Genomic DNA, 14,628 nt, shown 5'->3' with positions numbered 1-14,628 from the left:
AGGCCGGTTCCAACAATTCCTTCGGGTTGCCCGGCCGAAGGAGACAACGGCACAACGCCGACCAGGGCACCATTTGGGAGGAACAAATGAATCGGACCCAAACTCACCGGCGCTTGAGACTTTTCGTCTCGACAAGCGTCATCGCCGTGGCGCTCGGCTCCAGCGCAGCCTTCGCGGGCATGGAGGAGGCCCGCCGCTGGATCGACGCTGAATTCCAGCCCTCCACGCTGTCCAAGGACGAGCAGCTGAAGGAGATGGAATGGTTCGTGAACGCCGCGAAGCCGTTCGCCGGCATGGAGATCAACGTGGTCTCCGAGACGATCACGACCCATGAATACGAGGCGAAGACTCTCGCCAAGGCCTTCTCCGAGATCACCGGTATCAAGCTCACGCACGACCTCATTCAGGAGGGCGACGTTGTGGAGAAGATCCAGACGCAGATGCAGTCCGGACGCAACATCTACGACGCCTGGGTCAACGACTCGGACCTCATCGGCACGCATTTCCGCTACAAGCAGGCGGTCGCGCTCGACGATTGGATGGCGGGCGAGGGCAAGGACGTGACCTCGCCGACCCTCGATGTCGCCGACTTCATCGGCCGGTCCTTCACGACCGGACCCGACGGCAAGATGTACCAGCTGCCGGATCAGCAGTTCGCGAACGTATACTGGTTCCGGTACGACTGGTTCCAGCGCCCGGATCTGAAGGAGCGCTTCAAGGCCAAGTATGGTTACGATCTCGGCGTGCCGGTGAACTGGTCGGCCTATGAGGACATTGCGGAATTCTTCACCAACGACGTGAAGGAGATCGACGGCGTCAAGGTCTACGGCCATATGGATTACGGCAAGAAGGACCCGTCGCTCGGCTGGCGATTCACCGATGCATGGCTCTCCATGGCCGGTAACGGCGATAAGGGCATTCCGAATGGAATGCCGGTGGACGAGTGGGGCATCCGCATGGAAGGCTGCCGTCCGGTCGGCTCCTCGGTTGAGCGCGGCGGCGACACCAACGGCCCGGCTGCTGTCTACTCCATCGCCAAGTATATCGACTGGCTGAAGAAATATGCGCCGCCTCAGGCGAACGGCATGAACTTCTCCGAATCCGGGCCGGTTCCGGCTCAAGGCAACATCGCGCAGCAGATCTTCTGGTACACGGCCTTCACGGCCGACATGGTCAAGCCCGGTCTGCCGGTGATGAATCAGGACGGCACGCCCAAGTGGCGCATGGCTCCCTCGCCGCACGGCTCCTACTGGAAAGAGGGCATGAAGCTCGGCTACCAGGATGCGGGCTCCTGGACACTCCTGAAGTCAACGCCCGTCGAGCGCCGCAAGGCCGCGTGGCTCTACGCCCAGTTCGTCACGTCGAAGACGGTCTCGCTGAAGAAGAGCCATGTGGGTCTCACCTTCATTCGCGAAAGCGACATCTGGGACAAGAGCTTCACCGAGCGCGCGCCCAAGCTCGGCGGCCTCGTGGAGTTCTACCGCTCGCCCGCCCGCGTGCAATGGACTCCGACTGGCAACAACGTGCCGGACTATCCGAAGCTCGCGCAGCTCTGGTGGCAGAACATCGGTGATGCGGCCTCCGGCGCCAAGACGCCGCAGGAAGCCATGAACTCGCTCGCCGCCGCCCAGGACGAGGTGCTCGGCCGTCTCGAGCGCGCCAACGTGCAGGGCGAGTGCGGACCGAAACTGAACCCGAGAACCTCTGCCGAGGAATGGTTCAAGAAGGCCGAAGCCGCAGGCACCATCGCGCCCCAGCGCAAACTGGCGAACGAGAAACCCAAGGGCGAGACGGTCGATTACGACACGCTCATCAAGAGCTGGCCCGCTTCCCCGCCGAAGCGCAGCTGACGAACGACAGGTCCCGCCCTCGCGAGGGCGGGACCTGTTAAAAAGGCCTGTGCCGGCTGGAGAAATTATCCGTCCTCGCGCATGTCGGGGATGTTCGCCGTAAAGACGACGCCTTCCGGTCGGAAGTCGATCTTCATCTGCCCTTCGAGCTCGCGGGCGAGGCTGCGCTCGATCAGCCGCGTACCGAAGCCTCGCCGGGTCGGAGGCTCCACGGGCGGACCGCCGCTTTCCTTCCACGTGAGGTGCAGATGCAATCCATCCGCAGCCGCCTCATGGTGCCATTCGATGCTCACCAGGCCGCCGTCGTTGGAGAGGGAGCCGTACTTGGCGGCGTTCACGGCAAGCTCCTGGAGCGCCATGGCAAGCGCCAGGGCTTGTTGCGGCGTCAGGCGGGTCTCCGGTCCCTTCACATGGAACCGTCCCTTGCCGCGGCTAAGATATGGGGCAATGGCCTGCGCGACGATATCCGAAAAGCGCGCTCCTTCCCAGTTCTCGCGCGTCAGGACATCATGAGCCCGGGACAGGGCCAGGAGGCGGTTTTCAAGATCCTCCACGGCTTGCACAGGCGAGCGTGCATTGTTCAGGGTCTGCCGCGCGATCGACTGCACGGTCGCCAGCGTATTCTTCACCCGGTGGTTCAACTCGTTGATGAGCAGGTCCTGGCTCGCCTCCGCGCGCTTCCTGCCCGAGATGTCGCGAATGACCCGGATGCCGTAGAGCGGACGTCCGTTCAGATCGTCCACGCGCGACGCGGACACTCCGATCCAGACAGGATGCCCGTCCTTGTGAATGAGGCGCTTTTCAAGGGAGTAAGACGCGATTTCTCCGGACATCTGCTTGCGAAACATCTCGATCTCGGAACTCCGGTCCTCCGGATAGGTGATGTCCTCCAAAGTCATGGCGAGCAGCTCGTCGCGAGCATGGCCGCTGATCGCGCAAAGCCGTTCGTTCACGCGAAGCAATCGGCCGCTCGGGGCGATCTCGGCGATCCCGATCGCCGCCTGCTCATAGGTGGCGCGAAGCCTCTGCTCGCTCTCGCGCAGCGCCGCCTCGGTCAGCTTGCGCTCATGAATGTCGGTGGAGCTGCCGAACCAAGCCAAAATCTCGCCACTCACGGAGTGGCGGTAAGGATTGGCCCGGACGACGTGCCAGCGATAGACGCCGTCATGGCGCCGATACCGGATCTCGGTTTCGTAGCAGGTGCCGCGGGCGCGCACCTCCCCCCATATCCGAAATGTCTGCTCGATATCGTCGGGATGAACCGTCTTGAGCCATCCGTCGCCCAGGGCCTCTTCCGCTGGACACCCCGTATACTTGGTCCAGCGCTCGCTCGTATAGGTGACCTGACCCTCGGCATTGCTGATCCATACGAGGTCCGGCACGGAATTCGCCAGCAGGCGGAAGCGCTCTTCGCTCTCCCGCAGGATCTGCTCGTGTAGCTTGTTGGCCGATATATCGATGCATACCGCTAGTGCCTTCTTGGGCCGGCCGGTCTCATCGCGGATCAGGCTCGCGGCGGTGCGGGTCCACACGACGGTATGGTCCGGCCGCAGGTATCGTTTCTCGACTTCGTAGCGATCCTCCGTCAGGAGCCCGGCAAGCAGCGCTTCGGTGCGTGGCAGATCGTCCGGATGAACAATGTCGCTGAGATGGCGCCCGAGCAGTTGGTCGCGGCGGCGCGCGAGCATGTCGCAGAAGTAGTCGTTCGCTCGCAGAATGCATCCGCTCAGATCGCACTCGGCAAGACCGACCGTCGCCTGGTTGAAGAGCGCATCCACAGAATTCCGCTCCTGATCGGGCCCGTTTTAGAGACTGATGGGTTAGGAATTGCCGGGTGAGATCAATGTTCCAAGGCAGGCGCGATCGTTCGTTCTGATCGCAGGCCGTGCTTGCAGGCGGCGATCATGCCGCCAGGACGACGGCGAACACGATCATGCCGACAGCCGCCGACAGACCGACCCAATCCATGATTCGGGCCAGATCATCGGTCGCAGGAGATTGGGGCTGACTGTCGAAAGGTCCGTCGCCGTCCTCGTCGTCCATGGCCTGCTCCACGCATCACGTGTGTTTTCTAGGCCGGGAGAGTCCCTGAATCGATCACCCTTAAGCAGGCGGTCGGCAGGTCGGACGGAGCGGATGAGCCCGGAAGGAGTACCATCAAGGCGATTCCGCTGGCTTTCCACGCCGCGGCGGGTTGGCCGATCGAAAGAGACGGCGCTCCGCGACGGCGAAAGGCCTCCTCCTTGCGAAACTCTTGTGTTGTGGCCGTCTGCGCCACCCTTCTATACCGTCACGACCAGCAATCGGACCGCCAGGAGAGGTGAATGAAGACAGCGCGCAACGAAGTCACTCCGCCCCCGGATGCCGAGGAGCGCCGGAAAATCCCTCCGGTCATCTGCTATCCGGTCGACACCCTCCCGCGCCCGAACCTTGGCGCTTATCAGGCGGCCCGTAACGGGTGGGAGAAGGTGGATGAGGTGGTGGTTCCCCCGCGTGAGGCACGCTGCTTCTCCGTGCCGGCCGGCTGCTTCTTCCGCATCGTCAGCATCGAAGGGCCCCAGGTCGGAGACCTGAACCTGTGGGCGGCGGACAACCTCGGCGAGCGCTTCTTCTCCGGCAAGACACGCGCTCTTCACGGGACGCATCTGTCCACGGGAGACCAGCTCTGGTCATGCCTGCCCTATCTGCGGCCCATGGCCACCATCACGCACGACACGCTCGACTGGTACGGATTCGACGAGTTCGGCGGCTCCGTGCACGACGTGATCGGGACCCGCTGCGACCCCTACACGCACAGGCTTCTCTCCGGCCAGGACTATCACCATTGCTGCCATTCGAACCTCACGCGCGCCCTCGCCGACAAGACGGGCCGCCCGCGCGAGTCCGTGGAACCTGCCGTGCACGATGTGCTCAACGTCTTCATGTGCACGGGCTTCACCCGCGATACGGGCCAGTATTTCATGAAGGCGAGCCCCGTGCGGCCCGGCGACTATCTGGAATTCTTCGCGGAGATCGATCTCCTCGGCGCGCTGTCGGCCTGCCCCGGGGGCGATTGCAGCGCGGAGCATTCGAGCGACGTGGCATTGTGCCATCCGCTGCTCGTCGAGGTCTACAGGCCGAAGGCGGCACCTGAAGGGTGGACGTCTCCGCCCTGCAATGGCTACAGCCGCAAACACGGCGACTGACCATGAAAAGGGCCCCGCAATGGGGCCCTTCTTTCATTGCGCCACCGGGAGCGGTTTGATCGCCGGTCCCGTGAACTTGTTCGTCGCCAGATCGCCCACGGGCTTGTGGGAGAAGCCCATGTGGATGCTGGGTTCCGCGGACATGAGAGCGCTGAGTGCAGTCATCGGCTTCTGCGGCGTCTTCGCTACCGGGGTTTTGGCGGCAGGGGCTTGAGCCCCAGGGATCTTGGCCTCGGGAAGGGTGGCCGTCTTCGTCCTCGTGTCCTTGGCCGGGTTCTTCGGCGTCGATCCCGTGACGGGAATGTCGACGGCGCTCGCGGCAGCCACGACGATGGCGCTGTCAGGCCGCGGCGGCGGCAGGGGGGCGGAGCTTGCCGCCGCAACCTCCGTGACGCCGCGCGGCTCGCTCAGCACCGGGATCGGATTCGTCGCCGCGAGCGAGCCGGGGCGTGCGGGCGGCAGCGGCGCATAGGCGAGCGCGGCGGTCTCTGTCGGTTCATCCATGTCCGCGCCCGGGCGGCGCGGCGGAATCGGCGCGAAGGCCATGCCCTTGCCGATCGAGAGATCGTTCTGCACGCCCGGTCCCTGTTGCCATGCGAGCGTCGGGCCGCTTGCGGTCTGAACGGTGCTCGGCTGGCCGCTGATCCGTGTGGGCGGGAGCGGAGCCGCTGCCGGCGGCGAAAGATCCTCGCGCAGAGCGGGCGCCATCGCGGCCACCACCGCAGGGGCGGGTGGGGGCTCGGGCCGGGCCTGCGCCACGGCCACGGGGGCTTGGCGCGCGACCGCCGCATTCCTGTTGTCGTATTGGCGCAGGGCCGCCAGGGGCGACGCGTTGCGGTCATCCGCGTAATTGTCGCTGGGCGCGCTGCGGGACGCCATGAGCGTGCTGCTGGGACGCGACGCCGTGCGGATTTCCGCCACGTCCTCCTCCTCGTCGTCACCCAGGCCGAAGAGGGTGGCCCAGAAGCTCTTGCGGCGCGGCTGCTGCGCGGCGATGGCCTCCTCGGCATCCGCATAGGCGCTGTAGCCAGCCACCGTGCCGCCGCCGGCGAGCACTTCCGCCTTGGCGAGATCATAGCCCGGAAGAGGCCTGCCGTCCGTGGGGATGTGCACCGTCTTGCCGTCGGGGAAGAGGCGCACGAGCTGGTCGCGGGTCATGCGCGGCCAGGCGCGCACGCTGCCTACGTCCAGATGCACGAAGGGCGTGTAGGCATTGGGATAATAGCCGACGCCGCCTCTTTGAAGCTTCATGCCGACGGCCCGGAGCTGCCCGGCGGATATGTCGGGCAGGTAGAAGTCCAGGGCCTTGCCCTGCATGTGCTGGCTGTTCTTGGCCACCACGCTGGAGCGGCGACGCAGCATGGCGTTGGTCTGGGGCGAGCGATAGGCCGAGTTCACATGCACGGGCGCGCTCGAGCCTACCTCGCGGTAGACCTCCCACACCGTGTCGAACAGGCGCGGGTCCATGCGGGTCGCCTCACTTCGCCGCCAGTCGCGCAGGAACCAGTTGAGCTGCTGCAGGGCGGCGGAATCGTACTGGCCGTTGCGCCGGAACGTGACGGTGAGAGTTTCCTTGGTGTTGTTGTGATAGAAGGTCAGGGTGCGCGTATCGCCGTTGGCGACGGCATCCTGCGTGCCGCGCACGCCTCCGACCATGACAGCCACAAAGGCCGCAAGACCAATCCCGGCGCGACGCACCAAGCCGTCCGAACGCAATACTCTCACTGGGATACTCGTGTTACTCGCCACACTTCCGCGGAAGTGGGGTACTCGCTCATAGTGAAAGGATCTTTGCCGAAGACGGTTACCTTCAGGTTAAGTGAGGTGCAAAAAAGCGGCCCGGAGGGCCGCTTTTCGAGGATGGTTACCGGGAGAGGTTCAGGGCCGTTCGAACCTTCTGGTCCAGCCCGTAGAGATCCGGATAGGACTTGAGAGATCCCCTCTCGTCCACCCTGAGGGTGAAATAGGCGAGGTGCACCGGAAGCGGTTTCGGCAGGAAGACCGTGCGCTCGCCCTTGCCGATCAGGCCGCGCAACCTCTGCTCGGTCCACTTGCTGTCCTCGCCCATGATGAATTCGGCCAGCTCGAAGGGTTTTTCCACGCGCACGCAGCCATGGCTGAAGGCGCGCTTGGCAGCCGAGAACAGATTGCGGTTGGGCGTATCGTGCAGATAGACCGCGTGCTGGTTCGGGAACATGAACTTCACGTATCCCAAGGCGTTGCGTTCGCCCGGAGGCTGCTGAACGATGAGGCGGCCGTCCTTGCGGATGACCTTGTAGCCTTTCCTGGCGGCATAGTACGGGTCATTCGCGAGGCCCGGCAGGATCTCTTTCTTCATGATGGACGGCGGGATCGTCCAGGAGGGGTTGACCACGAGGTACTTCATGTCCTCGGAGAAGATCGGCGTCTGCGACTGCTCCTTGCCGACGATCACCCGCGTCTCGTGGGCAACCTCGCCGCCTTCCACGAGCTGCAGGCGGAACTCGGGGACATTCACCAGGATGTGGCGTGAACCCAGATCCTCCGGCAGCCAGCGCCAGCGCTCCATGTTGGCGATCAGATCGGCCTCGCGCCGGACCAGCGAAGGACCTGAGAGGGCAGCCACCGTCTGCGCCGTGAGGACCCCGTTCGTCGGCAGGCCTTGTTCCTTCTGGAAGGCGGCCACCGCCGAAGCGAGACGCTTGTCGTAGACGTTCTGGTTGTCGTCCTCGTCCTTCAGCTTGAAATGCGCGCGGATCAGCGGAACGCGCGGATCCTTCATGCCCACGCGCAGGGCAGGGCCCTTGGGCACATGCACGCTCGGCGCGGAAGGATGGCTGGCGCGCAGCTCCGCGAGCTGTTCCTTCAGGGCCCGGTAGCCCGCATGGGGCGGATTGTAGGATGCCAGCGCCGCATTCGCGTCCTTCGCGGCGCCGACTTTCCTGAGAACCTCATCCGCCTCGGGCAGCGCCAGTTTCGGTGTGACCAGGGGCGAGAGGCGGGACGGCTCGAGACGTCCGCCGCGCGCATCGCGCGCATAGCGGATTACGGAGGCCGAGAGCTTGAGATCGGCTTCGGCCCATTGCGCGGGCGAGGCCTCCTTGCGCAGTTTCACGTCAGGCAGGGGATAATCGGTCGGATCGAGGCCATCCTCATCCGCAGCCTTCAGCCGTGCGATCGCGTTCAAGGCCGCCGGCGTGAAGGCGCCGTCCCGCGCCCAGGCGAGAGGGCGCTCGGCTTGCGCGTAAAACGCCCTCAGGACATCGCGGTCCTTCTGCGAGAGACGAAGGTGGCGCATCGTCCCGTCGTCCGAGAGCAGGCCCTCGACGGACATGCGCAGCACATCCTGCTGCATGAGCGCCGCGACGGGAGCCGCGTCCGGCAACGGAATGTCGATGGCGGGCTCAGGTGTCCGATCAGCCGTCTCAAAGCTCACGGGCGCAGGCTCGGGCAGGGGAATCGGCTCGATCACCGGATCGTCCCGCACCGCTGCGGGTTGCGTGCTCACAGGGTGGAGCGCGGGCTCGACGGGGCTTTGTGCAAGGACGGGCTGGGAGACGTCCGAGGCTTCGCTCGCCAGCGTCTGCGCCGCTGCGGAAAGAGACCAGAGAGAAGCCGATCCGACAAGGCCGAGCCAAAGCGCCGTCTTGCGCAAGTCACGCATGACCCATCTCCTTCTCGCAATGGGGTTGGAGGATGTTTCATCCTCCACATCAAATGATTTGGTCTGTGTGCAGCCACACCTCTGCCACGCTTAACGCACGAAGGCGTCATGCGGCTGCATCGTTTAAGCCAAGTTCCTTCAATTTTCGGTAAAGAGTCGAGCGTCCGATCCCGAGATGGCGCGAGATCGCGGACATATGTCCTTGATAATGCACGAGGGCGAAGCGAATCGCGCGCTCTTCCAGCTCCGCCAGCGTCAACATCTCTCCGCTCTCGCGAATCAGCGGCAGCGCGTGGGGATCGTGCACGGGAGCGGGCGCCGGCTGGTGAACGGGCGCAAGCGCCCGTGCCGCTGGAACGGGCGGGATGTCGATGCGGAAGCCTTCCACATGGGCGGCGATCTGAGGGAACTCGCGAGGCGTCAAGGAAGCTCCATCGGCCAGAACGACCGCGCGATAGACCGCATTCTCGAGCTGCCGGAGATTGCCCGGCCAGTCGTAACGGGCGAGCAGGGCCAACGCATCCGCAGACACCCCCCGGATCCTCTTGCCCTCCTCGGCGGCGAAGCGCTCGGCGAAGAACACCGCCCATTCGGCGATGGCCTCTCTGCGGGCCCGCAAAGGACGCAAGGACAGAGGCATGGCCTGGAGACGGTAGTAGAGATCGCTGTTGAACCGACCCTCCCGTACCCTGTACGGGAGATCGAAACCCGCGCTCGCGACGAACCTGACGTCGAAGCGACGGCCCGCGCGCACGCCGGCCTCCGACGGGAGCAGGATGTCCATCAACCGGTCCTGCGCCTTGTTGGTCAGGTGCTCGACCCCGTCGATGAACAGCGTGCCGCCATGGGCGGCTCTCAGGTGGCGGAGGAGAGCGGTGTCCTGAGTCTCCCCACTTGAAAGGGCCTCGTCTGCCCGCATGACGACGAAGGAGCGCGCCTTCCGCTCGCCGCTTGCGTGGATCGCCTGGGCCAGTGCCTTGGCGCCGCTTCCGGCCTCCGCCTCGATCAGGAGGGGCAGGGTCGAGCGTGCCGCCCGGTCGGCGAGCCGGGCCGTCCTCTCCCGTTCGGACCCCGCGGCCAGGCCGGCCGTGCCTTGGCGAAAGGCGCGGATGTCGTCTGCGAAGAAGCGGGAGAGGAGCATGGGGTGGACGCGTTTGAGGGGGAATCGCTCCGGCGATGCTGGGCGATAAGGGTAAACTGGGCTTTAACGTCCTGCGCTTTTGAAGGGACCTGGAGCCCGCCGTCCGGGTTGATCCGGCAGGCTAGGCAGCCAATATGTGGTTCACCGTCGATCAACCCCGCTTCCAGCAATGTCTCAGAAAGCTCCTTCCGTGCATCAGACCACCTCAACCGCCGCCGCTCAGGTCGCTCTCGGCTCGCTCCCGGAGTGGAACCTGTCCCATCTCTATCCGGGCATGGACAGCGAGGCGTTCAAAGGCGATCTCGCCAGGGCGGAGGAGGAGTGCAAGGTCTTCGCGGAGGCCTATCGCGGCAAGCTCGACACCATGGCGCGGGGCGAAAACGCTCCCCAGGCGCTGACCGAGGTGATCCGGCGCTACGAGGCCCTGGAGGATCTCCTCGGGCGGATCATGTCCTATGCGGGCCTGGTCTATTCGGGCGATACCACCGATCCGGTCCGGGCGAAGTTCTATGGCGACACCCAGGAGCGCCTCACCACCGCCTCCACGGAGCTTCTGTTCTTCAGCCTCGAACTCAACCGCATCGACGATGCGGTGCTGGACGGCGCTGTGGCTCAGGCGCCGCTCTCGCATTACAGGCCCTGGATCGAGGATCTGCGCAAGGACAAGCCCTATCAGCTCGACGACAGGATCGAGCAGCTCTTCCACGAAAAATCCGTGACCGGGCGCTCCGCCTGGAACCGGCTGTTCGACGAGACCATCGCGTCCTTGCGCTTCACGGTGCGTGGCGAGGAACTGCCCATCGAGCCCACGCTCAACAAGCTGCAGGATCCGGACGAGAGCGTGCGCAAGGATGCGTCCGACGCGCTCGCCCGAACGTTCAAGACCCATCTTCGCACTTTCACGCTGATCACGAACACGCTGGCCAAGGACAAGGAAATCTCGGATCGCTGGCGCGGCTTCCAGGACGTGGCGGATTCGCGCCACCTCGCCAACCGGGTCGAGCGCGAGGTGGTGGACGCGCTGGTGGCTGCCGTGCGCGAGGCCTATCCGCGTCTCTCGCACCGCTATTATGCCCTGAAAGCGCGGTGGTTCGGCAAGGACAAGCTCGACCATTGGGACCGCAACGCGCCGCTGCCCAAGGTGGAGCAGCGTACCATTCCGTGGGATGAGGCGCGCGAGACCGTGCTGTCCGCCTATTCCGCCTTCTCGCCGCGCATGGCCGATATCGCGCGGCGCTTCTTCGACGAGGGCTGGATCGACGCGCCGACGCGTCCCGGCAAGGCTCCCGGCGCCTTCGCGCATCCGACCGTTCCGTCGGCCCACCCCTATGTGCTGCTCAACTACCAGGGCAAGCCGCGCGACGTGATGACCCTTGCGCATGAGCTCGGTCACGGCGTCCATCAGGTGCTCGCCGCGCCCAACGGAGCGCTCATGGCGCCGACGCCGCTGACCCTGGCGGAGACCGCGAGCGTGTTCGGCGAGATGCTGACCTTCCGCAGGCTGCTCGACCAGACCACCAACCCGGTGCAGCGCAAGGCGATGCTGGCCGCGAAAGTGGAGGATATGATCAACACCGTGGTGCGCCAGATCGCGTTCTATTCCTTCGAGCGCAAGGTGCATGTGGAGCGCCGCAACGGCGAGCTGACCTCCGAGAAGCTCTGCGAGCTCTGGATGTCCGTGCAGGACGAATCCCTCGGGCCTGCAATCCGCCTCGGTCCCGGCTATGAAACCTTCTGGACCTACATTCCCCATTTCATCCACTCGCCGTTCTACGTCTACGCCTACGCGTTCGGCGACTGCCTGGTGAATTCTCTCTACGGAATCTACGAGCGATCCAACGAAGGCTTCGTGGATCGCTATTTCGCCCTGCTCTCCGCGGGCGGCTCCAAGCCGTACCCGGAGCTGCTCGTGCCGTTCGGACTCGATGCGCGCGATCCGTCCTTCTGGCAGATCGGCCTCTCCATGATCGAGCGGCTGATCGGCGAGCTGGAGGCGATGGAAAAGACGGCATGATGCTTGCTCTGGCGCTATGTGCCGAGGTGCTTCTTCGACGAGAAGGCACGTCGGCACATTCGCAACATGATCGGAAAGACCTCTCCTGATGGCTGATCGCGACAACGAAGCGAACCGCTTCACGGCCCGCGCGGCGCGCTATGCGCGCGTCGGCGCGAACATGGGCGGCGTGGCCGCCCGCATGGCGGGCGCGCGTCTCTTCGGCGGCGATGCGCGCGACGCCTCCAATGCGGCCGCGCTCGCGCAGGCCCTCGGGGGGCTGAAGGGCCCGATCATGAAGGTGGCGCAACTGCTCGCCACCATTCCCGATCTCATTCCGCCGGAATACGCCGCCGAATTGCAGAGGCTGCAAAGCGAGGCGCCGCCCATGGGTGCGGCCTTCGTCAAGCGGCGCATGCAGGCGGAGCTGGGCCCGCAATGGCAGGGGCGGTTCGGATCCTTCGACCTTAATCCTTCCGCGGCGGCGTCCTTGGGCCAGGTCCACCGGGCCACCACGAGGGACGGCGAGGCGCTCGCCTGCAAGCTGCAATACCCCGACATGCAATCGGCCGTGGAGGCCGATCTGAAGCAGCTCGAATTCGTCTTCGCCCTGCACAGGCGCATGGATCCCGCCATCGACACACGCGAGATCGCCAAGGAGATCGGTGAGCGCGTGCGCGAGGAGCTCGACTACGAACGCGAAGCCAAGCACGCATCGCTCTATGCCGAGACGCTCGCGGATGTGGAGGACGTGCGCGTGCCGAAGGTGCACCTGGAACTCTCCACGAAGCGGCTCCTGTCGCTGCAATGGCTCGAGGGTGAGAAGATCCTGCAATTCACCGAGAGCCCGGTCGAAATCCGCAACCGGCTCGCCATCGCCATGTTCAAGGCCTGGTGGCATCCCTTCAGTCATGCCGCCGTCATCCACGGCGATCCGCATCTGGGCAATTACACGGTCTTCTCCGAGGGGCGCGAGGCGCAGGGCATCAACCTGCTCGATTACGGCTGCATCCGCATCTTCCACCCGCGCTTCGTCGGCGGCGTGGTCGATCTCTACCGGGGCCTCCAGACGGACGACCGGGCCCGGATCGTCCATGCGTACGAGACCTGGGGCTTCCGGAGCCTGTCGAACGAATTGATCGACATCCTCAACATCTGGGCGCGCTTCATCTATGCCCCGCTCCTCGACGACCGGGTCCGTACGGTGGCGGACGGGGTCAAGCCCGGCGAGTACGGGCGCCGGCAGGCTTTCGAGGTGCACAGGGCCCTCAAGGAGAAAGGACCAGTGACGGTCCCGCGCGAATTCGTCTTCATGGACCGGGCGGCGGTCGGACTCGGGGCGGTCTTCCTCCACCTCAAGGCCGAGCTGAACTATCATCGGCTGTTCGAGACCGAGATCGACCGGTTTTCCCTGGAGGGCCTCGCGCAGCGCCAGGGCGAGGTCCTGGCCGCTTCCGGTTTGCCGGCTCCTGTGTAATGAGGTTGCATCTTTCGCGGAATGGCCTTACAGGCCTTAACCCAGCGTCAGGGGCAATCCATGAAGATCCTCTTCGTCCATCAGAATTTTCCAGGCCAGTTCCTGCGCCTGTCGCAGAGCTTCGTCGCCGAAGGGCACGAGGTCGTGGCGCTCGGCATGGTGAAGCAATGCGCCCTGCCGGGCGTCAAGTACTACCCCTATAACCCGGCTCCGGGTCCCGACGATCCGAAGCACGAGGCCCGTTACTCTCCCGTCATCCCCCGTCTGCGACGAGCCTATGGCGTGGCGCACAAGGCGCGCGAGCTCGCCAGGCAGGGGTTCGAGCCCGACGTGGTGGTGGTCAATACGGGCTGGGGCGAGAACCTGTTCCTGAAGGACGTCTGGCCCAAGGCCAAGCACGTGGCCTATTTCGAATATTACTACCACGCCAAGGGGCAGGACCTCGATTTCGATCCCGAGTTTCCCGTCACCAACGAGGAGGTGATCTGGCGCCTTCGCCTGAAGAACGCCATGCAGCTCGGGGCGCTGGACGCGGCCGACCTGGCGGTCGCGCCGACGCGCTATCAGCGCGATACCTTTCCCGGCTACCTCCGGGACAGGCTCGCCGTCATCCATGACGGCATCGACACCAAGCGCCTCGTGCCGGATCCGGCGATCAGCCTCCAGGTCGGCCCGGATGGTCCGCGCCTGAGCCGCCAGAGGCCGGTGGTCACCTACGTGACCCGCAACATCGAGCCGATGCGCGGGGGCCACATCGTTTTCAAGAGCCTGCCCTATCTCCTGGACATCGACCCCGACCTCCAGGTCGTTGTCATCGGCGGCAAGGGCAACAGCTATTCGGGGGCGGCCCCCGGAGGGCGCTCCTGGTACGAGCACTTCAAGGACAAGATCGACCGGCCGGTGGACTGGTCGCGGGTCCATCTCGTCGGAAACCTGCCTTACGACCAGTTCGTGAGGGTGCTCCAGGTCTCCTCCGCCCACATCTACATGACCTATCCTTTCGTCCTATCCTGGTCCTCCATCGAATCCATGGCGCTGGAATGCAGGATCGTTGCGTCGGATACGGAGCCGGTTCGGGAGATCGTCACGGACGGAGTGAACGGTCGCCTTTTTCCCTTCTTCGACCATCGGGCCCTCGCCGAGCGGGTGCGGGAGACCTTGATGGAAAAGGAGAAATCCACCGCCATGGCCAGGGAGGCACGCAAGATCGCGGTGGAGCGCTACGACTATGAAACTGTCTGCCTGCCGCAATGGCGGGAGTTCCTGGGGATAGAATAAGAAACCCGCGCGTTCATAAAGTTTTCCCGGAGTTGCTTCGAGTGATTGCGGCTCCTCACCG

The 14,628-nt window shown here is 64.7% G+C and carries 10 protein-coding genes; 5 read left to right on the top strand and 5 right to left on the bottom strand.

The window, feature by feature from the left end; genetic code table 11:
- Positions 1-86 precede the first annotated feature (86 nt).
- On the top strand, positions 87-1,850 hold the full coding sequence (locus E4K09_RS07185; protein ID WP_134496064.1) for an ABC transporter substrate-binding protein: 1,764 nt from the start codon (positions 87-89) through the stop codon (positions 1,848-1,850).
- A gap of 65 nt (positions 1,851-1,915) precedes the next feature.
- Here the strand turns inward: E4K09_RS07185 and E4K09_RS07180 are convergent, their stop codons facing one another.
- Together E4K09_RS07180 and E4K09_RS28915 are read right to left on the bottom strand one after the other, a co-directional pair.
- Positions 1,916-3,628, bottom strand: coding sequence for a PAS domain S-box protein (locus E4K09_RS07180; RefSeq protein ID WP_134496063.1), 1,713 nt, complete (start codon positions 3,626-3,628; stop codon positions 1,916-1,918).
- Between the two features lie 124 nt (positions 3,629-3,752).
- A complete protein-coding gene (locus tag E4K09_RS28915; protein ID WP_166802205.1) occupies positions 3,753-3,893 on the bottom strand; it encodes a hypothetical protein in 141 nt (46 codons plus the stop codon).
- Positions 3,894-4,174: 281 nt separating this feature from the next.
- Here E4K09_RS28915 and E4K09_RS07175 point away from each other — a divergent pair, with 281 nt between their 5' ends.
- Positions 4,175-5,035, top strand: a complete 861-nt coding sequence (locus tag E4K09_RS07175) for an urea carboxylase-associated family protein (RefSeq protein ID WP_134496062.1) — start codon at positions 4,175-4,177, stop codon at positions 5,033-5,035.
- Positions 5,036-5,068: 33 nt separating this feature from the next.
- Here the strand turns inward: E4K09_RS07175 and E4K09_RS29625 are convergent, their stop codons facing one another.
- The 3 genes from E4K09_RS29625 to E4K09_RS07160 all read right to left on the bottom strand — a co-directional run bounded on the left by E4K09_RS29625 (position 5,069) and on the right by E4K09_RS07160 (position 9,819).
- Positions 5,069-6,760 carry a peptidoglycan L,D-endopeptidase MepK gene (locus E4K09_RS29625; RefSeq protein ID WP_342211342.1) on the bottom strand — a complete coding sequence of 564 codons (1,692 nt, stop codon included), beginning with the start codon at positions 6,758-6,760 and terminating at the stop codon, positions 5,069-5,071.
- Between the two features lie 139 nt (positions 6,761-6,899).
- Complete coding sequence (locus E4K09_RS07165) at positions 6,900-8,678, bottom strand: L,D-transpeptidase family protein (RefSeq protein WP_134496061.1); 1,779 nt, start codon at positions 8,676-8,678, stop codon at positions 6,900-6,902.
- Positions 8,679-8,784: 106 nt separating this feature from the next.
- A complete protein-coding gene (locus E4K09_RS07160) occupies positions 8,785-9,819 on the bottom strand; it encodes a sigma-54-dependent transcriptional regulator (RefSeq protein WP_134496060.1) in 1,035 nt (344 codons plus the stop codon).
- A 169-nt stretch (positions 9,820-9,988) separates the two neighbouring features.
- On the opposite strand from E4K09_RS07160, the gene E4K09_RS07155 reads away from it, so the two are divergent.
- From E4K09_RS07155 to E4K09_RS07145, 3 genes are all read left to right on the top strand, one after another.
- On the top strand, positions 9,989-11,833 hold the full coding sequence (locus E4K09_RS07155; RefSeq protein WP_134496059.1) for a M3 family oligoendopeptidase: 1,845 nt from the start codon (positions 9,989-9,991) through the stop codon (positions 11,831-11,833).
- 88 nt (positions 11,834-11,921) lie between these two features.
- Positions 11,922-13,289, top strand: a complete 1,368-nt coding sequence (locus E4K09_RS07150; protein WP_134496058.1) for an ABC1 kinase family protein — start codon at positions 11,922-11,924, stop codon at positions 13,287-13,289.
- Between the two features lie 60 nt (positions 13,290-13,349).
- Positions 13,350-14,567 carry a glycosyltransferase gene (locus E4K09_RS07145; RefSeq protein ID WP_166802204.1) on the top strand — a complete coding sequence of 406 codons (1,218 nt, stop codon included), beginning with the start codon at positions 13,350-13,352 and terminating at the stop codon, positions 14,565-14,567.
- Positions 14,568-14,628 lie beyond the last annotated feature (61 nt).

Origin of the sequence: Microvirga pakistanensis (genome assembly GCF_004458765.1) — a bacterium.
Lineage (GTDB): Bacteria > Pseudomonadota > Alphaproteobacteria > Rhizobiales > Beijerinckiaceae > Microvirga > Microvirga pakistanensis.
Note: the sequence above shows the minus strand (reverse complement) of the source record. Positions and strands in the feature narration are given on the sequence as shown.